At 49.0% G+C, this 24734-nt stretch carries 25 protein-coding genes; 12 read left to right on the forward strand and 13 right to left on the reverse strand.

Going from position 1 to position 24734, the window contains the following annotated elements; genetic code table 11:
- Positions 1-22 precede the first annotated feature (22 nt).
- Complete coding sequence (locus tag BMW93_RS02090; protein ID WP_090373525.1) at positions 23-1258, reverse strand: sugar MFS transporter; 1236 nt, start codon at positions 1256-1258, stop codon at positions 23-25.
- Between the two features lie 241 nt (positions 1259-1499).
- Here BMW93_RS02090 and BMW93_RS02095 point away from each other — a divergent pair, with 241 nt between their 5' ends.
- The 5 genes from BMW93_RS02095 to BMW93_RS02115 all read left to right on the forward strand — a co-directional run bounded on the left by BMW93_RS02095 (position 1500) and on the right by BMW93_RS02115 (position 8931).
- Complete coding sequence (locus BMW93_RS02095; protein WP_090373526.1) at positions 1500-2633, forward strand: Gfo/Idh/MocA family protein; 1134 nt, start codon at positions 1500-1502, stop codon at positions 2631-2633.
- 79 nt (positions 2634-2712) lie between these two features.
- A complete protein-coding gene (locus BMW93_RS02100) occupies positions 2713-3858 on the forward strand; it encodes a Gfo/Idh/MocA family protein (protein WP_090373527.1) in 1146 nt (381 codons plus the stop codon).
- Positions 3859-3926: 68 nt separating this feature from the next.
- Positions 3927-4289, forward strand: coding sequence for a four helix bundle protein (locus BMW93_RS02105; RefSeq protein WP_090373528.1), 363 nt, complete (start codon positions 3927-3929; stop codon positions 4287-4289).
- A 103-nt stretch (positions 4290-4392) separates the two neighbouring features.
- Positions 4393-5445, forward strand: coding sequence for a sugar phosphate isomerase/epimerase (locus BMW93_RS02110; RefSeq protein ID WP_090373529.1), 1053 nt, complete (start codon positions 4393-4395; stop codon positions 5443-5445).
- Between the two features lie 78 nt (positions 5446-5523).
- The gene (locus BMW93_RS02115) at positions 5524-8931 is read left to right on the forward strand and encodes a ThuA domain-containing protein (protein ID WP_090373864.1); all 3408 of its coding nucleotides are present in this window, start codon (positions 5524-5526) and stop codon (positions 8929-8931) included.
- A 72-nt stretch (positions 8932-9003) separates the two neighbouring features.
- Here the strand turns inward: BMW93_RS02115 and BMW93_RS02120 are convergent, their stop codons facing one another.
- From BMW93_RS02120 to BMW93_RS02140, 5 genes are all read right to left on the reverse strand, one after another.
- Positions 9004-9177: a hypothetical protein gene (locus BMW93_RS02120; protein ID WP_229240144.1), complete on the reverse strand. Its 174-nt coding sequence runs from the start codon at positions 9175-9177 to the stop codon at positions 9004-9006.
- 90 nt (positions 9178-9267) lie between these two features.
- A complete protein-coding gene (locus BMW93_RS02125) occupies positions 9268-10068 on the reverse strand; it encodes a TIGR02757 family protein (RefSeq protein WP_090373530.1) in 801 nt (266 codons plus the stop codon).
- The gene (locus tag BMW93_RS02130) at positions 10055-10267 is read right to left on the reverse strand and encodes a hypothetical protein (protein WP_090373865.1); all 213 of its coding nucleotides are present in this window, start codon (positions 10265-10267) and stop codon (positions 10055-10057) included. The genes BMW93_RS02125 and BMW93_RS02130 overlap by 14 nt, the downstream gene beginning before the upstream one ends.
- A gap of 16 nt (positions 10268-10283) precedes the next feature.
- Positions 10284-11276 (reverse strand): LysM peptidoglycan-binding domain-containing protein, encoded by a 993-nt coding sequence (locus BMW93_RS02135; RefSeq protein ID WP_090373531.1) that lies wholly within the window; start codon positions 11274-11276, stop codon positions 10284-10286.
- Positions 11277-12068 (reverse strand): DUF4905 domain-containing protein, encoded by a 792-nt coding sequence (locus BMW93_RS02140; RefSeq protein ID WP_090373532.1) that lies wholly within the window; start codon positions 12066-12068, stop codon positions 11277-11279.
- A 45-nt stretch (positions 12069-12113) separates the two neighbouring features.
- On the opposite strand from BMW93_RS02140, the gene kdsB reads away from it, so the two are divergent.
- Both kdsB and BMW93_RS02150 read left to right on the forward strand, forming a co-directional pair.
- The gene (gene kdsB, locus BMW93_RS02145; RefSeq protein ID WP_090373866.1) at positions 12114-12857 is read left to right on the forward strand and encodes a 3-deoxy-manno-octulosonate cytidylyltransferase; all 744 of its coding nucleotides are present in this window, start codon (positions 12114-12116) and stop codon (positions 12855-12857) included.
- A 166-nt stretch (positions 12858-13023) separates the two neighbouring features.
- Positions 13024-14589, forward strand: a complete 1566-nt coding sequence (locus BMW93_RS02150) for a PglZ domain-containing protein (RefSeq protein ID WP_090373533.1) — start codon at positions 13024-13026, stop codon at positions 14587-14589.
- Between the two features lie 67 nt (positions 14590-14656).
- Here BMW93_RS02150 and BMW93_RS02155 read toward each other — a convergent pair whose 3' ends face one another.
- Both BMW93_RS02155 and fsa read right to left on the reverse strand, forming a co-directional pair.
- Positions 14657-15340 carry a cell division ATP-binding protein FtsE gene (locus BMW93_RS02155; RefSeq protein ID WP_090373534.1) on the reverse strand — a complete coding sequence of 228 codons (684 nt, stop codon included), beginning with the start codon at positions 15338-15340 and terminating at the stop codon, positions 14657-14659.
- 140 nt (positions 15341-15480) lie between these two features.
- Positions 15481-16137, reverse strand: a complete 657-nt coding sequence (gene fsa / locus BMW93_RS02160; RefSeq protein WP_090373535.1) for a fructose-6-phosphate aldolase — start codon at positions 16135-16137, stop codon at positions 15481-15483.
- 286 nt (positions 16138-16423) lie between these two features.
- On the opposite strand from fsa, the gene BMW93_RS02170 reads away from it, so the two are divergent.
- Both BMW93_RS02170 and BMW93_RS02175 read left to right on the forward strand, forming a co-directional pair.
- Positions 16424-17125: a tetratricopeptide repeat protein gene (locus BMW93_RS02170; protein WP_090373537.1), complete on the forward strand. Its 702-nt coding sequence runs from the start codon at positions 16424-16426 to the stop codon at positions 17123-17125.
- A gap of 97 nt (positions 17126-17222) precedes the next feature.
- Positions 17223-17552 carry a transmembrane 220 family protein gene (locus BMW93_RS02175; RefSeq protein ID WP_090373538.1) on the forward strand — a complete coding sequence of 110 codons (330 nt, stop codon included), beginning with the start codon at positions 17223-17225 and terminating at the stop codon, positions 17550-17552.
- Here the strand turns inward: BMW93_RS02175 and BMW93_RS02180 are convergent, their stop codons facing one another.
- Complete coding sequence (locus BMW93_RS02180; protein WP_090373539.1) at positions 17553-18320, reverse strand: biotin--[acetyl-CoA-carboxylase] ligase; 768 nt, start codon at positions 18318-18320, stop codon at positions 17553-17555.
- Positions 18321-18365: 45 nt separating this feature from the next.
- Here BMW93_RS02180 and rsfS point away from each other — a divergent pair, with 45 nt between their 5' ends.
- The 3 genes from rsfS (at position 18366) to BMW93_RS02195 (ending at position 21930) form a co-directional block, all read left to right on the forward strand.
- The gene (rsfS, locus tag BMW93_RS02185) at positions 18366-18749 is read left to right on the forward strand and encodes a ribosome silencing factor (protein WP_090373540.1); all 384 of its coding nucleotides are present in this window, start codon (positions 18366-18368) and stop codon (positions 18747-18749) included.
- 71 nt (positions 18750-18820) lie between these two features.
- The gene (gene ftsH, locus BMW93_RS02190) at positions 18821-20878 is read left to right on the forward strand and encodes an ATP-dependent zinc metalloprotease FtsH (RefSeq protein ID WP_090373541.1); all 2058 of its coding nucleotides are present in this window, start codon (positions 18821-18823) and stop codon (positions 20876-20878) included.
- 104 nt (positions 20879-20982) lie between these two features.
- Positions 20983-21930, forward strand: a complete 948-nt coding sequence (locus tag BMW93_RS02195; protein WP_090373542.1) for an aldose 1-epimerase — start codon at positions 20983-20985, stop codon at positions 21928-21930.
- On the opposite strand, the gene BMW93_RS02200 is transcribed toward BMW93_RS02195, so the two are convergent.
- Genes BMW93_RS02200 through BMW93_RS02215 form a run of 4 tightly spaced genes read right to left on the reverse strand, consistent with a single transcriptional unit; the run spans position 21908 to position 24706 of the window.
- Positions 21908-23023 (reverse strand): nucleotidyltransferase family protein, encoded by a 1116-nt coding sequence (locus BMW93_RS02200; protein ID WP_090373543.1) that lies wholly within the window; start codon positions 23021-23023, stop codon positions 21908-21910. The two genes, BMW93_RS02195 and BMW93_RS02200, sit on opposite strands and share 23 nt — an antisense overlap.
- 18 nt (positions 23024-23041) lie before the next feature.
- Positions 23042-23980: a serine kinase gene (locus BMW93_RS02205; RefSeq protein WP_090373544.1), complete on the reverse strand. Its 939-nt coding sequence runs from the start codon at positions 23978-23980 to the stop codon at positions 23042-23044.
- A 15-nt stretch (positions 23981-23995) separates the two neighbouring features.
- Complete coding sequence (locus tag BMW93_RS02210; protein WP_090373545.1) at positions 23996-24436, reverse strand: lasso peptide biosynthesis B2 protein; 441 nt, start codon at positions 24434-24436, stop codon at positions 23996-23998.
- A 3-nt stretch (positions 24437-24439) separates the two neighbouring features.
- The gene (locus tag BMW93_RS02215; protein WP_090373546.1) at positions 24440-24706 is read right to left on the reverse strand and encodes a PqqD family protein; all 267 of its coding nucleotides are present in this window, start codon (positions 24704-24706) and stop codon (positions 24440-24442) included.
- Between the last annotated feature and the right edge of the window lie 28 nt (positions 24707-24734).

The raw sequence follows: 24734 nt of genomic DNA on the forward strand, positions 1-24734 counted from the left end.
TCTGTTTTGTTATATCAGGTTATCAGTGAACCGCCGCAGTAGAAGCAGGCACCGTTTTACGTCCTTTCATCCAGAAATAGAGAATAGCGAATGCGACGATCAGCAATGCGGGGAACATGACCATCGTGCTCAGTGTCGCTTGCCCGGCCGCCAGTTCCATTTCGTCGCCGGTAAGGCCCGCCGCTAGTTTCTCAGCTTTGGCATCATCCAGCCACTTACCGATTACCGGCTGCCAGATAGCCGTCGAGAACATTCCGACACCTCCTACGATCGACATACCCAATGCACCGCTCAAAGGCACGTTCTGAGCAACGAAACCAATCATCGTAGGCCAGAACAACGCCACACCCATTGCGAAGATCACAGCCGCTGCATAAGCCGCAGGACCAGTTACCGTGCTGAACAGGTAGATACCGGCTGCCGCGAGGATCGACGAGCCCCAAAGAATACCGGTTTGCCCCAATGCAGCCACGATCGGGTGCGCGAAGAAGCGCGTGATAGCCATCAGACCGGTTACCAATGCAAGGATCAGCATCGGGCTTGCACCGCTTTTGCTCATGATAAGGCCTGTCCATTGCTGCGGACCGAACTCGCTGATCGCGGTGAATGCCATACAAACGAAGATGAAGATGAACAGCGGCGTAAACATCGCTTTCACGTTCTCACCAATGGAAGTTACTCCGGCTACGTGCGGCTTAGGGAATGCTTGTCCCCAGAAAAGATATGCATAGATCAAAGTCGGGATCAGGATTACCCAGATTTGCGCCTGCCAGCCAAGGCTGGCGTCGGTCATGAATTTAGAGACCAAAGAACCTACTACGATACCACCGGGAAACCACATGTGGAAGCGGTTAAGCATTTTACTCATTTGCAGACCTTCGTAAGAATCCGCGATCATTGGGTTACAAGCAGCCTCGGTACAGCCGTTACCCACCCCGATGAGGAATGTGGAGATCAGCAGACCTGTATAACCACCCGAATAAATCGTCATAATGATACCAATCGCATGACATACGAACGCAACCTGCATAATGGTTTTCGGCCCGATGGTGTGATACACGAGCCCGCCGATGATCATCGCGAGGGGAAACCCGAAGAACCACATCGAGTTGATAAAGCCCAGTTGCTCGGCGGTGAGATTAAACTCAGTGCCCAGCTGGGGCAGAATCCCTGCACGGATACTGAATGAGAATGCAGTGGTTATGAGCGCAAAACAACTTGCATTGAAGAGTCTTCCGCTGTTAACTGATTGGGACATGTGATTAAATGGGTTTGATTATTTGAATTAGATGATTGATTTCGGGATACTATTTTTATTCAAAGATTTCACAAAAAAAACAAACTCCGGGGAATTCTACTGCTTTTCACTATTCCTAAGCAATGTTTTTTATGTCTTAAATTTATATTTGTAGAAGTAAGAGTCATTTGCACGGCTCTTTCTTATTTGTATAATCTATTTCAAAAACCTTAAACCAACTGGAATGTCAAGAAAGATCAGAATGGGCATGGTAGGCGGCTCCCTGGATGCATTTATTGGTGGGGTCCATCGCCGTGCAGCGATCATGGATGGAGAAATTGAGCTGGTTTGCGGAGTATTCAGCTCCGATCCAGCCAAATCTAAGGAAACCGGAAAAGCCTTATATCTGCCTGAAAACAGGGTTTATAACGACTTTGAGGAGATGATCCTGAAAGAAAAGCAGCTACCCGAGGGCGAACGCATGGATTTTGTTGCCATCGTTACACCTAACCACGTACACGCCGCACCTACGAAGCTCGCCCTGGAAAACGGCTTCCACGTGGTATGCGATAAACCGATTACACTGAATACCGAAGAAGCAGAAGAAATCGTGTCGGTGGTTGAAAAAACAGGCCTCTTGTTCTGCCTCACCCACAACTACACCGGGTACCCTATGGTAAAGGAGGCCCGCCAGATGATCGCTTCTGGTGCCATTGGAGAGGTTAGAAAGGTAATTGTGGAATATCCGCAGGGTTGGCTCGCTACTTTGGTGGAAGTAACCGGTAACAAACAGGCCGCATGGCGCACCGATCCGAAGCGCTCGGGAGCAGCAGGAGGCCTGGGCGACATCGGTACCCACGCCGAAAACCTCGCCGAATACATCACCGGACTCAAAATCACCCAGGTTTGTGCAGACCTTACAATATTTGTGGAAGGCCGTTTGCTGGATGATGACGCACATGTTCTGCTCCGCTTCAACAATGGGGCAAAAGGCATCCTCCAAAACAGCCAGATCGCCAACGGGGAAGAAAACGACCTCAATATCCGCGTATACGGCGAAACGGGCGGCCTGCAATGGAAGCAAATGGAGCCTAACACATTGATTCACAAAACCAACCAGGGCACACGCATGATCCGTACGGGCGTGGGTAACCTGTCCAAAGCCGCGCAGGTGCATACCCGCATCCCCGCAGGCCACCCCGAGGGCTATTTCGAAGCCTTCGCCAATCTCTACCGCAACTTCGCCATTCACGTGAGAGCGTTCTGGGAAGGCAAACAGGCCGATCCCGTGTACGACTTCCCCACAGCCCAGGATGGTTTGAGGGGCATGAAGTTCATCGATACCGTCATCGCTTCGAACAAGACGGAGACGAAATGGACCGATTTCCGACCTTAATACTCAATTTTATTTACTGTACATCTCAATTTAACCCGCGAGAGCGGACTGTTTTTCACCAATCATTCCATACCCATTTATGAACAAAATCAAAGTTGGCGTTGTCGGAACAGGCTTCATTGGCCCCGCACACATTGAAGCACTGAGACGTCTTCCTAATGTAGAAGTTGCCGCACTTTGCGAAGTGACCGCAGAACTGGCCAAGGAAAAAGCTGACGCGCTTGGCATTGCACGTTCCTACACGTTCGATGAACTGTTGAAACAGGATGACATTCAGGCTGTCCACATTTGTACACCTAACTTTTTGCACTACTCGCAGTCGAAAGCCGCTTTGCTGGCCGGTAAACACGTGATTTGTGAAAAACCATTGGCAAAAGACCTCGCAGAAGCGGAAGAGCTTGTGGAACTGGCAGCGAAAACCGGGCTGGTAAATGCGGTCCACTTCAACCTGCGTTATTATCCATTGGCGCGTCAGATGAAATCGATGCGCGAAAAAGGCGAACTGGGCGAGATTTATTCGTTCATCGGCTCTTACCTGCAAGACTGGCTGTTCTACAATACCGACTATAACTGGCGCCTCGAACCGGACAAATCCGGCGACTCACGCGCAATCGCGGACATCGGTTCCCACCTGATGGACATCCTGGAATACATAACCGGCCTGAAAACCGTTGCTGTTCTGGCGGATTTCAACACCGTTCACAAAACCCGCAAGAAGCCTTTGAAAGCTGTCGAGACTTATTCGGGCAAGCTGCTGCAACCGGAAGACTACGCCGATGTACCTATTAATACAGAAGACCACGCGAACGTGTTACTTCGTTTCGACAATGGAAACAAAGGGGTAATCACCGTTTCGCAGGTTTCAGCCGGTCGTAAAAACCGTATGTCGTTGGAAATCTCCGGCTCTAAAAAGACATTCAGCTGGTGCTCCGAATCTCCGAACGAAATGTGGATCGGTAACCGCGACAAGGCGAACGAAGTCCTTCTCCGCGACCCATCGCTCGTGAACGAAGACGTTCGCTCGACCATCACCTTCCCAGGCGGCCACAACGAAGGCTTCCCGGATACTTCGAAACAAATGTTCAAGGAAGTTTACGCCGCCATCGCAGAAGGCAAGCAACCTGAGAATCCGACCTTCCCGACGTTTGCCGATGGGTATCGTGAACTATTGATTTGCGAGAGAATCCTGGAAAGCAATAAAGCTGAGGCTTGGGTTAAAATTTAATTTTGAATGATTGAATGACTGAATGATTGAATAGGGCGTCTGTACCTTTTTGTTAACACACTATAATTATGGCTGATGATAAAAATGACTTCGTTTCTCAGTTGCAGATTCGCACCAAGCAGTTTGTACTAAGGAGCATCAAAGTTTTTAAAGCATTACCACCAACGGAGGAAGCTCGGGTTATTGGAAAGCAATTTCTGCGATCTGCATCGTCTGTTGGAGCCAATTATAGAGCCGTGTGTCGGGCGAGGAGTCAGAATGAGTTCTTTTCCAAGATCAGCATCACAGTCGAAGAGGCAGATGAATCGCTCTTTTGGATGGAAATCATGTCAGAAGCGGGTATCCTCCCGTCCGGAAAACTGAACGCACTGATGACCGAAGCGGAAGAACTTATCAAAATTCTATCCAAAGCTCGAAAAACCGTGCGTTAACACAATCAACTCATCATTCAATCATTTGCCTATTCAATCATTCAATCATTCAATCATTCAGTCATTCAGTCATTCAGTCATTCAGTCCTTCAATCATTAAAATATGAAAACCATAAAAGGACCCGGCATCTTCCTTGCTCAGTTTTTGGGCGATGAGGCTCCGTTCAACTCATTAGATACCATTGCCGATTACATGGCCGACCTTGGCTATAAAGGTTTGCAGCTCCCTACCTGGGACCCGCGTGTGATCGATGTAAAGCAGGCTGCCGAGTCGCAGACTTATGCGGATGAGCTGAAAGGCAAACTCGCAGACAAAGGACTCGAAATCACCGAATTGGCCTCGCATATTATCGGTCAGCTGGTGGCTTCGCACCCGGTTTATGATGAAATGTACGATGGTTTTGCGGTGCCGGAGGTTCGGAAGAATCCGAAAGCGCGGGCGGAATGGGCGACGCAGCATCTGAAATATGTGGCGCAAGCCAGCCGCAGATTGGGCTTGAAAGCTTCTGCGACATTCTCCGGTGCATTGGCATGGCCTTTCCTTTACCCATGGCCTCAGCGCCCTGCCGGATTGGTCGAGACAGCATTCAAAGAGCTGGCTACCCGCTGGAAGCCTATTCTGGATGTGTATGACGAAAACGGCGTGGATGTGGCCTACGAGCTGCACCCGGGTGAGGATTTGTTTGATGGTACTACTTTCGAAATGTTTGTAGACTACCTCGGCGGCCATACCCGCGCGAACATCAACTACGACCCAAGCCATTTCGTGTTGCAGCAACTGGATTACCTCCAGTTCATCGATCTGTACCACGATCGCATCAAGGCATTCCACGTAAAAGACGCGGAATTCAATCCTAGCGGCAAACAGGGCGTTTACAGCGGCTTCGCTGGCTGGGCAGATCGCGCAGGACGTTTCCGCTCGCTGGGCGACGGCCAGGTGGATTTCGGCGGAATTTTCTCGAAACTATCGCAATACGACTATGATAGCTGGGCAGTTCTGGAATGGGAATGCTGCATTAAATCACCCGTGCAAGGTGCGGCGGAAGGTGCACCGTTCATCGAAAGCCACATCATCGAAGTGACCACAAAAGCGTTCGACGATTTTGCCGGAACCGGTGCAGATGAGGCGTTTAACCGCAAGGTGTTAGGCCTTTAATTGTCGATCCTACAAGTATATTGAAAACCTGTCTTCCTTATGGAAGATAGGTTTTTCTACGTTAACCAAATCATGATAATGAGTGAATCCCCTTTTCAAAAAGTTCTGAAACGTTTCAGGATTGCCGGCGCAACGGCCCTGGCATGTTGCAGTCTGGTGGCTACGGCACAGACGGTGACGCCGGAAAAGCGCGTGCTGGTGTTTTCCAAAACTGCCGGGTTTCGGCACTCCTCTATTCCCGCAGGGAAAACTGCCATCCTGAAACTGGGTAAAGAAACCGGTTTCGCGGTAGATACTACCGAGAATTCGGCTGCCTTTACCAACAAAAACCTGCAAAAATACAGCGCGGTCATATTCCTGAATACCACCGGTAATGTATTGAACGACAAGCAGCAGGATGCATTTGAGCGTTACATCCAGGCAGGCGGAGGCTTCGTAGGCATCCACGCTGCGACCGATACCGAGTATGACTGGCAATGGTACAACAAGCTCGCCGGGGCGCAATTCCTGAGCCACCCGGGCAACCCGAACGTGCAGGAAGGCGAAGCGTTTGTGGTGAATGATCAGCACCCGTCGATGGATGGTTTTCCTAAAAAATGGAAGATCAAGGATGAGTTTTACGACTTCAAAAACTTCAATGAGAAAGTAAATGTCCTTGTCAAAATTGACGAGAAGACTTACAAGGATGGCAAAATGGGCGACAACCACCCAATGTCGTGGTACCACGAGTTTGACGGTGGAAAGGCATTCTATACCAATTTCGGGCATGAAGACGCTACTTTCGTGAACCCGGTTTTTGTAAAACATCTTACAGGCGGTCTCAACTGGGCCATGGCGTCGAAACTGGATTACTCGAAATCGCGTCCGGAAGAAAACCGTTTCACCAAAAAAGTACTGGCTTCCAAACTCGATGAGCCAACTGAACTGGTAGTTCTCGATGATCAGCGTGTACTTCTCACAGAAAGAAAGGGTAAGGTGAAGCTTTATAATCCTAAAACCGGCAAGATTAAACTCGTTGGTGAAGTGCCCGTTTATACCAAACAGGAATACGGACTGATGGGCCTGAATATCGACCCGAACTTTAAGACTAACAAACTGATTTACATGTACTATTCGCCGCCATCGTCGGAGCCGGATACTGCCCAGCACTTATCGAGGTTCAAATACGACGATGTAAAGGACACCGTGCTGCTCAGCACAGAAGAAGTACTTTTAACCGTTCCTGTAAAGCGCACCGATTGCTGCCATACCGGCGGGTCGATTGCCTGGGACAACAAAGGCAACCTCTACCTTTCAACCGGTGACGACGTGAACCCGTTCCAATCCAATGGATACGGCCCCATCGACGAGCGCCCGGGACGTGAGGGTTGGGACGGACAGCATACTTCTTCCAATACCAATTCACTGAGAGGCAAGGTATTGCGGATTAAGCCACGCTACGGCGACCGCCGTGCGAATATGCCGGGCGGTACTAACCTTTATGATATTCCCGAAGGCAACCTGTTCCCTCCCGGAACTGACAAGACGCGGCCGGAAATCTACGTAATGGGTACCCGCAACCCTTACCGCATTTCCGTGGACCAACACACAGGTTATTTGTATTGGGGTGATGTAGGCCCGGACGCATCGAATGATGATCCAAAACGCGGCCCGAGAGGTTATGACGAGGTAAATCAGGCAAGAAAGGCAGGTTATTTCGGTTATCCGCTGTTTATCGGGAACAACAGGCCTTATATCGATTTCAACTTCGCCGATAGTACTTCCGGCAAGCCGTTCGATCCTTTGAAACCGATCAATAACTCGCCGCATAACACTGGTATACAGGAGCTACCGCCTGCTCAGCCTGCATTCATTTACTATCCATACGCGGATTCGCCGGAATTTGGAACGATCGTGGGTAAGGGTGGACGTAATGCCATGGCCGGACCAGTGTACTATGCTGCTGATTTTCAGGATAGCAAGGTTAAATTCCCTTCCTATTATAATGGAAAGTTCTTCGCTTATGACTGGATCCGCGATTACATCAACATCGTGACCATGAACGAGAAGGGCGACCTGCAAAGCATCGAACGCTTTATGCCGGACACCAAGTTCAGCCACCCTATCGACATGCAATTTGCCAAAGACGGTTCATTGTATACATTGGAATACGGCCCGAACTGGTTTGCCCAAAACGACGAAGCCAGCCTTTCGCATATTACCTTCAATGCAGGCAACCGCGTGCCGGTGGCTATCGCAAGCGCTACTAATACGACGGGAGCAACACCTTTGAAAGTCAATTTTTCTTCAAAGGGCTCTCTGGATCACGACGGCGACCCGATCAAATATGAATGGTCGTTTGGCAAAGGCCTGCCGAAGAGCACGCTGGCTAACCCGAGCTTTACATACTCTAAACCAGGAGAATACACTGCTACTTTGAAAGTGACAGACAATGCTGGGAACTCGAACACCTCGGACGTGATCGTGCGCGTGGGTAATGCGATTCCAAAAGTGGATGTGGCCATTAAAGGCAACAAAACTTTCTATTGGAATGACAAACCTGTGAACTACGAAGTTTCTGTTTCGGATAAGGAAGACGGCAGCCTTGCAACCAAGAAAATCCCGGAAGACGAAGTGACGCTGACCATCAATTACCTCGAAGGTTTCGATAAAACACAGCTCGCACAAGGCCACCAGGCCAACACCGGCTTTGAAACTGGCAAGCGGATGATCGAGTTGAGCGATTGCAAGGCTTGCCACTCGATCGACAAGAAATCGATCGGTCCGGCTTACCGCGAAGTTGCAAAAAAATACAAAAGCGAGCGCAACTCGTTGAAAACGCTCACCGACAAAGTTCTGAAAGGTGGAAGCGGCGTTTGGGGCGAGCAGGCGATGCCGGGCCACCCGCAACATAAGCCGGAGGAAGTGGAAGAGATGGTGAAATACATTCTCGGCCTCGCAAATGAAAAGGCTGTCGATAAGAAACCTTTGAAAAGCTCATACGTGACGCAGGCTAAAAAGAAAGACGGTTCGTACATTTTCACAGCCAGCTACACCGACAAAGGTGCGGGCAATATGGGCCCATTGACCGGTTCCAAAACCGTTGCATTGCGTCCGGCGACTTTGATGGCAAATATGGCCGACACGACCAAAAGCACCTTCAAATACAAAGGCGACAATGGCAGTGAAATGGTGATCGGTATGAAAGACGGCGGCTTTATCGCTTTCGACGACATCGATCTGACCGAGATTTCGAAATTGGCTATTGCAGTTGGAAGCAATGCCGCCCGTTCCGCCGGCGGAACGCTGGAGGTTCGCCTCGATGGTGTTGCAGGCGCCAAAATTGGTGAAGGCAAAGTGGATAAGTCCGAAACCATCAGTGTTCCCGTAAAGGCACCTGTGGATGGCAAGCTGCATAAGGTCTATTTTGTATTTAAAAATGCAGAAGCTGGTAACAAGCCATTGTTCTCGATAGAGTCCGTGCGGTTTGAGAATGCTGCATTGTAAAACCGATTTAAATAATGGATAGTAAAAGCGGGCGCTCCTGGTAAGTGCCCGCTTTTGCATTGAGGTAGTTAACTATTTCTGAATCACCATTTTCTTCACGCCATTGCTTTTTCCGTCAGTGACCAGGTCGTAAAGAAATACGCCATTGTGAAAATCACCTGCTGAAATTGTCAGACTTCCGTTACCACGCTCTTTTACGGGATAGGAATTCACTTTCACCCCACCTACTGAATAAACGTCTATCACCGCATCTTTCACCGATTGCGGAACGTCATTCTCTACCCAAATGGCCGTGTTGCGTTTTTATACGGTTTGATCGGCAGTTACAAGCGCCTCTCAGCTCGCAAACCCTTCAATCCCCAATCCAAACAAAGCGAAATCATACTTCACAGGATCATTGGGATCGAGCAGGCGGAGCGAAGCTGTAAGCTCAGTGGCAGTTTGCCAGTCGGTGACGGGACGTTTGATGAGGCCCAGCACACGTGCGACCCGGTCGACGTGGACGTCGCAGGGGCAGACGAGTTGTGTGGGACGGATGGTGTTCCAGATGCCGAAGTCGACGCCGTGGTCGTCTTTGCGGACCATCCAGCGCAGGAACATGTTCAGGCGCTTGCACGAGGATTTGCGCGCGGGTGTAGCGATGTGTTTGCGCGTGCGTACGGGGAAGTTTTCGGAGTTGGAGAAGAAGTCGTGGAAACCGATAAGGCCGTTTTCAATCATAACGTCCGTGGGTTTCATATGGCTGCTGAATGCGAATTCCAGCGAGTCGTGGATTTTGTAGTATTCCTGAAAGAAATGCAGGAAATAGAGCGTATCGGTGGCGTTGAAAGTGCGGTGTTTGAAATACAGGAATGGTTTCAGGTCGCTTTCATGGTGGTTCCGCACGAAGTCGTAAGGTGCATTGTCCATCAATGCGGCCAATTCCAGGCATTTGTTGATAATGGTTTTGCGCTGGCCCCAGGCGAGTACCGCGGCCCAGAAACCCATGATTTCAATATCCTGCTTCAAAGAGAACCGGTGCGGGATGCTGATCGGGTCGAAGGGAATAAAATCCGGCCTGTTGTACTGGGCTACCTTTTCATCGAGCAGCTCGGCGACGTAGGATGGCGGGTACGCGGTGTGATTAACGTCTGGCATGGCTACCTCCGAACAGGTAAGCCAGCACGCGTGAGATACCTGAGAAAATCATCACAATTCCCGAAAAGAGGAATGTAAAAATGGCGATAAACGGATACAGCAACGTAAACATGACGGTCCAAACCTTATAGCCTGCCGTATTTTTCAGCGCTTCGCGCTCTTCTTCCCTTTTGGAACGAAACTGAGGTGCGTGTTTCATAATATCTTTTCCGTAGTTATTCAAGATAACTCACTACGGCCCTGAATCGTTTGCTGTTAGGAGAAACTTTTTCAAATGCGCGCGACGAAAGTTTGATCACAATGTCGTCATTCGCGCTTGTGTCGGGAATGCGGCCGATAATGCGGACGATGATTTTTTCCTGGTTGTATTCATTCAAAACTTCTACCAGCGATCCAATCGGCGCGGAGCGGTGCAAACCGAGGAATTTGCTGGTACTTTCGTCCGTTTCGATCACCTCTGCGAGGCCCGATTCCGATTTTTTCTTGCTTTTCACGACTTTCGGCGGAGCTACTTCTTCCACAGGCTTCACTACCTTCTCCGGAACTGCCGTTTTCGCTTTCACTGAATCCTTTACAACAGTAGTAGCAACCTTTGGAGCAGGGGGTGTCGCCACAGGTGCGGCGGCTTTTTCTGCACCTTTTTCGCTTACGATCAGCTCCTGGCCGTCTTTAAGGTTATCGTCTGTGAGATTGTTCCATTTACGGAGATCGGCCATCAGCACGCCATACTTAACAGCCACGCGGTACAGTGTCTGTCCCGGTTCTACTTTGTGAATGCCGTTTGCGGGAAGCGCGGTAGCCGAAGATGCCGACGGTGCGGAGGTGCTGGTAGCCACCGAAGGAGTGTCGGCAACGGGTTTGGTTTCTTTCACCTCAGCCTTTACCAATTCCTTTTTCTCCTCTTTCTTATCGTCTTTTTTGGAGTCTTTCTTTGCAACTTTGGGCGTGTAAGGCACCCGTATCGTTTGCCCCGACTGGATCTGGTCGCTCATGCCAGGATTGGCTTCGCGCAATGCGTGGATGGTCGTTCCGTACTGGCGAACCACGGCAAACATCGTCTGCCCCGGATTGACCTTATGAATAACGAAAATCTTCCCCCCTACCTTCTCGACCCCTACGGAATCAACAGCATTCAATCCCTTAGCCCGGGCACTCGTCAAACCTGTCATCAATCCTGCCAAAAGGACCAGGCAAAAAATGTATTTCATTTAATATGAAAGCGTTAAACTCGAAAACTCGTTGCTATTTTTCAGATAAACCAGTGTGGACGCTTTCAGCATCATCGTCGAGCGGCCTGTTCCTTCCCGCTCTTCCGATAGTTTCTCGTGTAAAACCTGTTGCTTCTGATCGGTTACTATGAGGAGGTATTGCACTGTTTTATCTTGCTCGTAAATATAATAAGAAAAGATTATATAGGGTCTTTTCTCCAAATAATCAATGGCTACCGCGGTGTGGCCGCCCGTTGCGTCGTTGATAAATTGCGCGAGCCGTTCGAAGTACATATTCTCTCCGATGTAACGAACGGGTTCTGCTAAAATTATTTCGTCATCCGGTTCCGGCAATTCCGCATTCAGGGGCAGGAGCTCGCCGGTCGATGCATTGCAAAGCAGGTGTTCAAACGAATCGCCCTGCTTGGTTGCCACTTCCAGCAAACCTCCCCCGGCATTCCTGATAAGCAAATGGTTAGGTAAAATCCATGATAAAAACCCTGTTTCGACATTCACCGCCAACAGATCCGTCGGTTCGGGGACTTCGGGGTAGCGGTAGTTATGTAAATAAATATGCTGATCGGAAAAAGCCGTCAGCGACGTCCACCAATCGGTGCCTTCCACCTGCCGCTGCCATTTCACTGCAAGATGATCGGTATCGATCACCGCGAAGGATACCTCGTGACGTTCCGCATTGCGTAACTCAATGGCCCACAGAGAACTATCCGGATTCGCATCGGGCATTACCCGCCATATGTTTTCCGAAAAGCGGAACGAAAAAAGATTTTGCAATTTTTTACCTTTATTTTGAACTCTAATTTAACTGATAACGACCTCGTGCGCATTCTAGGAATAATACCGGCCCGCTATGCTTCTACCCGCTTCCCTGCCAAGGCTTTGGTGGATATCGGAGGAAAAAGTATGATCCAGCGGGTCTACGAACAAGCGTCCAAAGCTACGCAACTCGATCAGGTAATCGTAGCGACCGATGATGAAAGAATATTGAACCACGTCCGCGAATTCGGCGGAACGGCGGTTATGACCTCACCAGATCACCAAAGTGGCACCGACCGCTGCTTCGAAGCGCTAGGCAAGACGGAAGCCAGTTACGATTACGTCATCAACATCCAGGGCGACGAACCGTTCATCAGCCCCGAGCCGATCGATCACCTGGCCTCGGTACTGAATGGGGAAACCGAACTGGCTACATTAGTAAAAGTGATCGACAATGACGACATTCTCTTTAATGTGAATGTGCCAAAGGCAGTTTTGAACAAAAGAAACGAAGTGATGTATTTCAGCCGACAAACGATCCCCTATTTGCGCAATGCCCAGAGCCAGGATGAGTTTCTGAAATCACATGTTTTTTATAAACACATCGGCATTTACGCTTACAGAACTGATGTTTTGGCGGAAATAACCCAACTTCCAGTGTCTTCGCTGGAAAAAGCCGAAGCATTGGAGCAGCTCCGCTGGCTGGAAAACGGCTACGCGATCAGGGCCGTAGTTACTTCGGACGATTCACACGGTGTGGACACGCCCGACGACCTTGACAGGGTTACCCGAAAATTTTTGCCGTAACAGGCATTTGTGGAATGCATTTTTTACGAGGAAGGTTAACGTATAAGGATTAGCCGTATATTTCTTAAAAAACGTTAAAACCGTTTTACGTATACGACCAGCTTCTACCGATGCGTTAGCCTTTTATTGTTTTTAAACTAATTACCACTTTTGAAAAACGAGTCTTATGCAATATAACATCCTGTGGGCCGATGACGAAATAGATCTTCTCAAACCGCATATCATGTTCCTTACCAATAAAGGTTACAACGTGACGCCCGTGAACAGCGGCGCGGATGCGCTGGACCGCATCGAGAACGACCGGTTCGACATTGTTTTCCTCGACGAAATGATGCCGGGGATGACGGGCCTCGAAACCCTCGCGCAGATCAAGCAGCAGCAGCCGAACCTGCCCGTCGTGATGATCACTAAAAGCGAGGAGGAGCATATTATGGAGGATGCCATCGGTTCCAAAATCGACGATTACCTCATTAAGCCACTGAATCCTAATCAGATATTACTTTCTGTCAAAAAAATACTGGATAACAAACGCCTGGTAACAGAAAAAACGACCCTCAGTTACCAGCAGGAATTCCGCAGCCTGGCCATGCAATACCAGGACCGCATTGGTCACGAGGAATGGGCCGATATTTACAAAAAACTCATTTACTGGGAGCTCGAACTCGAAAGCTCCGACGACCAGGGGATGGCCGAGGTTTTCAGTATGCAAAAAAGCGAGGCGAATGCCAATTTCTGTAAATTCATCGAAGACGAATATGAAGAATGGCTGAACGACCCACGTTCAGACAAACCGATCCTCTCCCACCAGTTGATGAAACAGAAGGTATTCCCGCATCTGAAAGGATCGAGTGAACCGGTTTTCTTCCTGCTGATTGACAACTTCCGTTATGATCAATGGAAAATGATCCAGCCAATCATGCAAGAGTTTTTCAATATCGAAGAGGAATCATCGTACTACTCCATTTTGCCCACGACAACGGGCTACGCACGTAATGCGATCTTCTCCGGCCTGATGCCGAGCGAAATGGAGCGCAAGCATCCGCAATGGTGGGTGAGCGACGAAAATACTCCGGAAGGTGAAGAAGGACTGAATAACCACGAGCAGGATTTCCTTCAAAAGCAACTGGAAATGAACCATTTGAATATCAAGTTTTCATACAACAAGATATTGAATACCAACCAGGGCAAAGCACTGGTGGATACGTTCAACAACCTGCTGACCAACCAGTTGAATGTGATTGTCTACAACTTTGTGGATATGCTTTCCCACGCCCGCACGGACGTGCAGATGATCAAGGAGCTCGCGCCCGACGAAGCAGCCTACCGTTCGATCACCCGCTCGTGGTTCCAGCATTCGCCGCTGCTTGATTTCATCCGTAAAGTAGCCGAGAAAAAAGGTCGTCTGATCCTTACCACCGACCACGGTATGATCCGCGTACAGAAACCTGTAAAAATCATCGGCTACCGCGAAACGAATACAAACCTCCGTTACAAACACGGCAAGAACCTCGGCTTCGACGACAACCATTTGATGGTATGCCGCAAACCGGAGCGCATTTTCCTGCCCAAACCGCACGTTTCGACTTCGTACGTGTTTACGAAAGAGGATTATTTTTTCGCATATCCGAACAACTACAACCAATACGTGAACCTTTACCGCGACACCTTCCAGCATGGTGGCGTATCGCTTGAAGAGATGATCATTCCGGTGATCGATATGAAAGCGAAATAGCAATTCCAAATATGCAAAAAGGGCGCCTGAGTTGATCAGACGCCCTTTTTTGTTGACTTAAATATGGTTACTCGCTTACCGTAATCCCACCATTCTCGCATTTGATCACGCGGGCAGGGAAGCGTTTCAGGAAGTCGTGGTTGTGGGTGGCCATTAATATCGCGGTTCCTGCATTATTAATAGTACGGAAAACCTGCATAATCTGGTCGCCTACTTCCGGGTCGAGGTTACCGGTAGGCTCATCGGCAATCAGGATTTGTGGTTCGTTGAGCATTGCGCGGGCTATTACCACGCGCTGCTGCTCGCCACCGGAAAGCTGGTGCGGCATTCTTTTCTGGGCGGTACCCAGGCCTACCTGCATGAGTACCTCGGCAATGCGTTTGGAGATTTTCCCCTGGTTTTCCCAGCCCGTCGCCCGTAACACGAACGCGAGGTTGTCTTCCACGGAACGGTCGGATAGCAACTGAAAGTCCTGGAAAACAATGCCTATTCTGCGGCGAAGGAACGGGATATCGGCCCTTTTAATATTGTGCAGCTCGTAACCGGCCACTTTGGCAGAACCGGTATGCAGCCATAAATCGGCGTATAGTGTTTTCAAAAGCGAGCTCTTACCACTACCGGTACGACCGATAAGGTAAACGAATTCTCCTTTATTGATCTCAAAATGAACGTCGTTCAAGACGGGCCTCTCACCCTGATAAATATCTGCCCTTTCCAGTCTGATTATTGGCTCCGTCGAATCGGTGGTCATAATTGTGCTAAAAATAATGATTGGGTTGAGCAGAAAACGCTCGAATGTGGATAGTGTGGGTAGTATTGTCATCCTGAGCGAAGTCGAAGGAGCTGCGACATCGCATTTGCACTTCGACTTCGCTCAATGTGACAAACTGATTAAGAATTTCCTTTTTTGTAGTCAGAAAGGAATTTCTCCAAACCGATATCGGTCAACGGGTGTTTCAGCAATGCTTCGATCGCGCTCAATGGGCCGGTCATTACGTCGGCACCAACTTCTGCGCATTGGATAATGTGCATTGGGTGACGAACCGACGCCGCCAATACCTGCGTATCGAAACCGTAGTTTCTGTAAATAGTCAGGATCTGCTCGATCAATGCGATACCGTCGGTTGAGATATCGTCAAGGCGACCTACGAACGGAGAAACGTAAGTAGCACCCGCTTTCGCAGCTACCAGCGCTTGTCCTGGTGAGAAGATCAGCGTACAGTTGGTGCGGACACCTTTGCTCGAGAAATATTTAAGGGCTTTGATACCTTCTTTGATCATCGGGATTTTCACCACGATTTTCTCGTCGATCTCTACCAGCTCTTCGCCTTCACGAATCATTCCTTCCAAATCAACCGAGATTACTTCCGCACTTACATCACCATCCACGATGTCGCAGATAGCTTTGTAGTGACGCATTATATTATCCTTACCCGTAATTCCTTCTTTCGCCATCAAAGATGGGTTGGTGGTAACACCGTCTAATACACCAAGCGCCTGCGCTTCCCGAATTTCATTCAGGTTCGCAGTATCAATGAAAAATTTCATATTGAAAATTTATTGGTTAGAATATTCCACAAAAGTAGGAAACCCTGAACAAAAGCAAAAAGAAAGAAAGGGGGAATGCAAGGGGGAGAGAAATAAAAAAAGGCAAACCGAGAATCTCACCGCATCGACCATCTACCCTTGCTTCCGTCAGGACCTGGGGGATTCGAAAGGAGCTGGTAGTTCCGATTTGCCGGGTGCAAAGATAAGGACATTTTATTCACAAAAAGAAAACATTCGTGTAACGTTTCGCCTTACTTTTGTGCGAATCAACTAGAAATGAACCAGTATGCCTCGATTATTTTTTTTATTTTTTCTGATTTTTCTTTACTCCTGCTCCCAATCTTCCGACGCATTCCTTCAAAAAGGTAAAGAGCTCATGCAACAGGGCAAGACCCGCGAAGCCATTGAATTCATCAACAAAGCGATCGAAAAAAATACCTCCAGTGCAGACGCATTCAACCTCCGCGGCGTAGCGTACTACGAGCTGAAAGAGAACGACAATGCACTATTGGATTTTGCCCAGGCGATCAAACTCCAACCTGCCTCTTACCGCCCCTATTTCAACCGCGCATTGCTTTATACGGACGAAAACAAGCTGGATTCCGCATTTGCCGACTATAACAAGTCAGCCGAGCTTGCACCCGATACCGCGGATGTCTTCCTGAACCGCGGCCAGTTGCTCGTGCTGATGGACAAGACGCCCGACGCCATCAAGGACTTCGAAAAAGCCACCCAGTTGGATGCTAACAACAAGCAAGCCTGGTACAATCTCGGCAACACCTATTACCGGGCCCAGGATTTCAAAAAAGCAACATTGGCATTCCGTCAAACGGTGAAACTCGACGGGCAATATGGAAAAGCATTTTACGGGCTTGGGCTCGCGCAATACAATGACGGTGAAAAAGACCTCGGATGCACCAGCCTCAAACAGGCTCTGAACCTGGGATATAGCGATGCAGCTAACGCATTAGCGCAATTTTGTCAGTAAAAGATGTGTTAAAAGGGTATCACCGACGGTTAACAACTGCGTGGTAACAGCTTTTTAACATAATCTTTCATTATTGTATTTCTTAACCCGCTTTATCATGAAACTTTTAAAGATATTTTTCGGGATACTTTTCGTGATCTTCGCCTACCTGCAACTGAACGACCCCGATTCGGGCGTTTGGATTGCCATTTACAGCTTCGCTGCCCTGGGTTGCTTCATGAGCATCCGGGAGCTTTGGCCGCCGTGGGTGTTTTATGTGCTGGCCGCAGGCTATCTGGTGGGAGCTATCTTGCAATGGCCTCCTGAATTTGAAGGCATTTTCTTCGGAGAAACTGCTATGCGCAGCCTTAATATCGAGTTGGCGCGCGAGTCGCTCGGATTGGGCATTTGCGCGATAGTAATGGCCGTGCTCGGCAAATGGGGTTGATTATTCTTTGACCCATTCAATTTCTTTCAGGCCGAATTCCAATTCTTCCGGCTCGGTAGCCAGTTTGACACGCAATTTTCCAAGCTTCGTCACATGGGTCACCGAGCCGTTTGTTATATTTCCTTTGTGCAAAAATTTCACATCCTGCTGATACCCATACAAATAACTGAGATACTCACTGCGAATTGCGTCATTCTGCGCACCGGAGCGCAGCCTGATATAATACACATCCAGAAATTTCAGCAGTTTGTGAAACTCTTCCGCCAGTGAGAATGTGCGCCCTGTTTCACGTCCAAGCGAGGTAGCGTGGTTATTTTGGAATACCGACTGATTGATATTCACACCAATACCGACGATCGAAGTTGCGTAACGGCTTCCCTGCAACGAATTCTCGATCAGCACCCCTACGGCTTTACGATTGTTCATATAAATATCGTTCGGCCATTTCACTTTTGTATCGGGCACGTAGCTGCCCAGGTATGCGCGTGTAGCGAGGGCGGTCACCTGACTGATCAGAAATTGCTCCTGAATGGGTAGAAAACCTGGCGTCAGCACGACCGAAAATGTCAGATTTTCACCCGCATTGGCATTCCAGGCCGTTCCGCGCTGGCCTCTTCCTTTTACCTGATTATCGGTAATGACAACCGTTCCTTCCTCAAAGAGCCCCGCATGTACTATTTCAGCCGCTATGTCGTTCGTGGAATGACAAGTTGGCAGATATATTACTTTTTTACCAATTATTAGCGTGTCCTGTGTAGAGTTGTACAATTTTTTTGTTTTACTTTAGGGTTTTAGAAAAGGAAACAATCACGCATGAAAGAACGCAAAAATAAAGAACTATCCTCAAAAGATCTCACCGAACTAGTGGTGAAGGGCATGACAGAAAAGAAGGGTTTGGACATTGCCATATTAGACCTCAGAAAAGTAAAAAATTCAATAACCGACTTTTTCGTGATTTGCTCGGGAAATTCCGACACGCAAATAGATGCGTTGGCCAACTCGATTGAAGACGAAGTGTACAAAATATCCAAAACAGAGCCCTGGCAAAAAGAAGGAAAGGCGAATGGGGAATGGATTTTGATTGACTATGTCGACGTGGTCGCACATATTTTCAACAAAGAACGCCGCAAACACTACGATCTGGAAGAACTTTGGGGAGATGCAGAGGTAACATACCTGGAAGACTCCATGGTATGAAGGCCCGCGGGCGAACATTAGCTCCGCCGGGATTGTTGTTTATTATATTTCCTCTTAATTAAAACGAACGAATGTCTGAAAACGATAACAAAAGGGGGCCACTCAACCCTAAAAGTCCTCAGAAGGGATATCAAGGTTGGATAATAGCCGCTCTGATCGCTACTATACTCGGAATCACGTACCTTAACCGCACATCGACAATCCGCGAAACCACTCAGAAGCGTTTTGAGAAGATGATGGCCGATAAGGAAGTGGAGCGCGTAACCATTGTGAATGACAAATCGGTGGAAGTTACGCTCAAACCCGAAGCGCTCAAACTCGACAAATACAGGGTTGTTGCAAAGGAAAATAACTATTTCGGCGGAGAAAGTGCTTCTCATTACCAATTTCAGGTAACATCTGCGGAGACCTTCAAGAAGGATTTCGATAAAATGCAGGAAGGTGTTCCCGACGACGATAAGGTACCTTTTGTAGTAGATACCCGCAACGACTGGACCAGTTTCCTCGGAACCTGGGGCTTTTTCATTGTGATGATCCTGGTGATGTACTTCATCCTCGGCAGGATGTCGGGCGGTGTAGGTCCGGGTGGCCAGATCTTCAATATCGGCCGCTCCCGTGCGACGCTTTTCGATGCGGAGAATAAGGTTAAAATTACATTCAACGACGTAGCCGGTCTCGACGAAGCGAAAGAAGAGATCAAAGAGATCGTAGAATACCTCCAAAGCCCTGACAAATTCAAGAAACTGGGTGCCAAAATCCCCAAAGGGGCATTGCTCGTAGGCCCTCCGGGAACGGGTAAGACCTTGCTCGCGAAAGCGGTGGCAGGTGAAGCAGGCGTACCGTTCTTCTCCCTTTCAGGTTCCGATTTCGTGGAAATGTTCGTGGGTGTGGGCGCGGCGCGTGTGCGTGACTTGTTTAAGCAAGCGAAAGAAAAAGCACCTTGTATTATCTTTATCGATGAGATCGACGCCGTGGGCCGTTCACGTGGCCGTGGCGCAATGCCTGGTTCCAACGACGAACGTGAAAACACATTGAACTCCCTGCTCGTGGAAATGGATGGTTTCGCAACCGACTCCGGTATCATCATCGTAGCAGCTACCAACCGCCCTGACGTTCTCGACCCTGCATTGCTCCGTCCGGGACGTTTCGACCGCCAGATTTCCGTTGATAAGCCTGACGTAATTGGTCGTGAGGCGATTTTCAAAGTGCATTTGAAGCCATTGAAACTGGCTACCGACGTTAATATTCAGAAACTTTCGTCCCAGACTCCTGGCTTTGCCGGTGCTGAAATCGCGAACGTTTGTAACGAAGCAGCATTGATCGCCGCCCGTCGCAACCGTGAGGAAGTAACGATGCAGGATTTCCAGGATGCAATGGACCGCGTGATTGGTGGTTTGGAAAAGAAAAACAAACTGATTTCACCGGAAGAAAAGCAGATCGTAGCTTACCACGAAGCAGGTCACGCGGTGGCAGGCTGGTTCCTCGAACACGCCGATCCTTTGGTGAAAGTGTCGATCGTACCGCGTGGTGTGGCGGCATTGGGTTACGCACAATATCTCCCGCGTGAGCAGTATCTGTACCGTACCGAGCAGCTGTTCGATGAAATGTGTATGACATTGGGCGGCCGTGCTGCGGAAGATGTAGTGTTCGGCAAGATCTCTACCGGCGCGTTGAGCGACCTCGAAAGGGTAACCAAAGTGGCATACAGTATGGTAACCATGTACGGTATGAACGAACGCATCGGTAACATTTCATTCTACGATTCGAAACAGACCGATTACGCATTCACCAAACCTTACTCGGAATCGACTTCCCAAGCGATTGACGAAGAAGTAAGGAAACTGGTTGATCAGGCGTATCAATTCGTAAAAGGCCTCCTGGTTGAAAAACGTGATGCATTGGAAGTACTGGCAAAAGAGCTTCTTGAAAAAGAAATCCTCTTCCAGGCCGACCTCGAAAAGCTGATCGGTAAACGTCCTTACGAGAAGGAAACGAGCTACCAGGCTTATATCAACCGTCGTTCAAACGAAGAAGCTGCCATCCACGAAGAGGTGGTGAAACAGACGCTCGAAAAAGAACGCAAAGAAGAAGAGATGGCGGAAGCCGAAAAAAGCGCCGATACAGAATAGGCACTTTTGAACGAATAAAAATCTGATAGCCGGACAATTCAACCTGTCCGGCTATTATTTTTACAGCATATAGTAAATCGTTTGACCCTAAACCATCAAAGCATATGCCTTTTGAAATCTTCAAACAGCAGTTCGGCGACCTTACCGAATATGTGATACATGAAACAACTACTGAAAACCGCTGCGTAGTGATCCCGGAGCTGGGCGGCATTGTCCGGCAGCTTTCCCTGCGCAAGGGCCTGACGCTCTTTTCCGTCCTGAAAACACCTCCTACCCCTTCTGCATTGGTAGCTGATACGAAAAGTGCCAGCGAACTGCTGTTCCCGTTCGCGAGCCGTATTCCGGAAGGTAAATACAAATTTCTGGGCAAAGAATATCAGCTGCGTAAAAACGAGGACGGCGGACAGAACGCCATTCACGGGCTGGTGCGCAAAAACCATTTCCATCTCGACGAACAGGTCATTCACGAGGATAATGCGTCCATTCAACTGTCCTATACCATCGACAATGCGGAAGGTTATCCATTCCAGGTGCATTTCTCGGTTCGCTACACCTTGCATTCGGATGGCCGTTTCGAACTGAAATATGAGGCTAAAAACAATGGGCAATCACCTTGCCCTGCCATGTTTGGCTGGCATCCCTACTGGATGCTTGGTAACGAAGATGTGGAGGCCTGGAAGATCAATATCCCGTCCAAACGCCTGGTTACCTTCAATGAAAATCTGATCCCGATCGGCACCGAGCCGTTCGATATGGCGATGCCTGCATTGCTGCACCGGAAGGAATTCGATAATGCGTTTATTGTAGAGAACGCCGGCGGAACCGCGGTTACAGAACTTATTTCGAAAAATCAGAATGTTACCCTGCGCATCGAGCAGGAAACCGGGGAAGGGAAGTTCAACTACCTCGTCATATATACGCCGCCTGCGCGCGATTGCGTCGCTATCGAGGCGTTGACGGCCAATGTGGACGCGTTCAATACCGGCGAGGGCTTAAATATCCTCGCGCCCGGCCACAGCATTGACGGCACTATTCTTGTGTCCTTGATTTAGCCAACCGCCGCTTGTACCTGAACTTACTCCATATCAGCTGAAATTCAGTAAAGTATTGGAAGTGGCTCACAACCAGGCGGGTCCGGTGCTTGATACCGTCGTGTATCGACAGTCCATGCTTGAAATACGGCCAGGTGGAGTTGGAAGGATCTTTTTTTCTTACTTCCCAATTCTGGAGATAAGAGCCGGAAAGAGAGTTGGTCTCGAACAGAGGCCACTCTTTTTTCCATTCCATGCCCAATGCACGAAGTAACCCGGTACTTTGGGCAAGCAATGTAAATATGCCTTTTTGCTTTGCGATTTCTGTCACCTTATCCCAGTCGGTGACGCTCCCAAACTTTCGCATATATGCGGCAAAATCCGCCACATATTTCAGTTTGCTCCACTCTTCCTTTCCGCCATGATGCACCAACAGCATTAATACCTGATATTCCCGCTGAAATGCATGAATGCTGGACCCCAGAAAGGTAAAATCTTCCTTATACTTTTCCCATTCACGGGAAGGAAACTCAAACAGGAGGCGGGGATAAGCAATGCGCCAGTGCGCTTCAAGAACCCACTGCATCGGCTTATCAGGAGGGCTCATCATAGGAATATGATAATCTGTCCTGAAAAAACTCTCACGGGTTTTCGGGTTACCAAGCAGGTAACGCCGGTATTCATCCGCCACGTAGCCCCGTTCGGCCGTTAGCAGCTCATATGCTTTTGAAAACGAGCCTTCCGGAATCAGAATATCGATATCTCCAAACTCTCTCTGGCTAATGTTTCCGTAAAGCCAGTCCGCCCAAAGGCTTCCTTTGTATGCGTATGTGTCGATGCCATGGGATTTCAGGAGATTTGAAATATCTGCCAGTTCCCGCGCCGCTATCATATTCTCGAATGCAATTTGCTGGCAATCTTTACGAAGCATAGCCTGAAATTCGGGCATTATTCCCCTCTCGTTCAGGTAGGAAAGCAATTGCGGGCGGACCTGGTGGTATTCGGCTAACTTATAAAGTTCGTCGACATCGACCGGCCCGATATCGCGGTCGTCCTGTGAACCGAGACATGCGTCCAGAATCAGTAAAAGTTCCGCGGAAGTTGTTTTAGCCATTGGTCTCTGATCTCTTTATCAAACACTGTCCTTCACTACATCCTGTTCCGCGATTAATTGCTCACGAACGCTCGTCGCCACCCATTTTTCCAAATTATCAAACCCCTCCGGCCGCCTTTTTCGGAACAGTTCAGCCGACCTGGCACATTGAAGACTTTGGAAAAAGTGTCTTTTAAGATTATCACCAGTCATAAGCTCGGTCGCCAATGGAAAATTGCGCAGCATTTCGCCTGGTACTTCGGCCACATTCATGGGTTGAATTGCCGGTTTGTTCCTCGCTTTATGCAGAAAAAACACCTTTTTTAATGGAACTGCCCGTGCCGAAAACTGCTCCCGGGGTTGGTAAGAAAACTTGTTTACGCCCTCGCTGACCGGTTCAAGTTCTGATTTGTTATAATGCAGACCGGTAACGGTATTTTCCCAGATTTTGAGCTGAGGATACGCCGGAATAATCACCGGATTCCCGGGTTCGTTGAAGGTGATGGCGGTGAGATCGTCGCTTAGTAACCTGCAACCCGCCTTGATAAATGCCGCCGCCGTCGTCGATTTTCCGGCCCCGGGCACGCCCATGAAGCACCAGGCCTCGTCGCCTACGGCCACCGAGCTGGCATGAAGCAGAAAATGTCCTCTTTGAAATAAAAGGAGGCCTAATGCCTCACTGACGGTAAACAGGCTGATAATATTGCCGTCCGATGTCGCGGGAGAAACCAGCAACTCACTACCGGCGGTAGCCCGGAAAGACGCCACGCCGGCCCAATCCAGATACAGCGCATGCTCGTCCTGCCCGAAAAATGCCTGAATCCCGCGACGGTAAATGGTCGTCGGGCGCATTGCGGGGAGATTTATAGCTCCTTGTCGGATGTAAACATCGGCTGTGAAATGCGGGTCGCCTTCGGCCAGTTCGGGCAGGGAAATTTCTGAATGAATAGAAAGCCCGAAGGCTGTGTAATGATGCATGTGTGTAAAATTAAATCATTCCCAAACCCAGAGGCGTTTGTAGGAAACGGTGTCGGGCCAGCGCCCGATAATGATATTCCCGTTTTGCTCCACCCAGGCATGCGCCTCGAATTGCTTGGCGGGATTGATCTCAATACCTATTTCGAGGGTCAAAGCCGGTGTATTACGCAACAGGTACTTGGTTGCGAGGGCGCGGGGCAGGCACAAAAGTTCAAACGGGAGCAAGTTGGCCGCCGTATCTACCGCCCAAACTGTTCGCTCCATTGTTTCCGGCACGGCCTCCTGGACACGGCCCGGCCGACTAAGCCGGTGGTACCACTTTCTGAACAGCGAAAACGGAAGCAATATCAGCCCGGCTTTGATCCACAGCAGGCACCATGCGGCCCGCAGGAAAATCCATTTTTCCGGACCGGACAAGCGCCGCCATTTCCCTATCAGCTTACCGATTTTGCCCAAAATCTATTTGATTATTTCAACCAGTCTCTCGGAAATCAAATCCTTCAACAACCCGTCGATATCGGTTTTACAAGTATCGGGATCGACGTCATATTCACTGGTTACCACTTCACACAACGATTCGATCGTTTGCGGCCCTTTCTCCAATGCGTCCCAGACCAGAACACCTACTTCATCCAGCCCGTAATATGCGCCTTTGCTGTGGTTGAGAATTACTGTTTCTCCTGCAACTTTGGACGAAATCTGTTCTGATGTAAGCTTGTATTTCATTCTGAAAATCTAAAACTGAAAATATAAT

Source organism: Dyadobacter sp. SG02, from assembly GCF_900109045.1.
Classification (GTDB): domain Bacteria; phylum Bacteroidota; class Bacteroidia; order Cytophagales; family Spirosomataceae; genus Dyadobacter.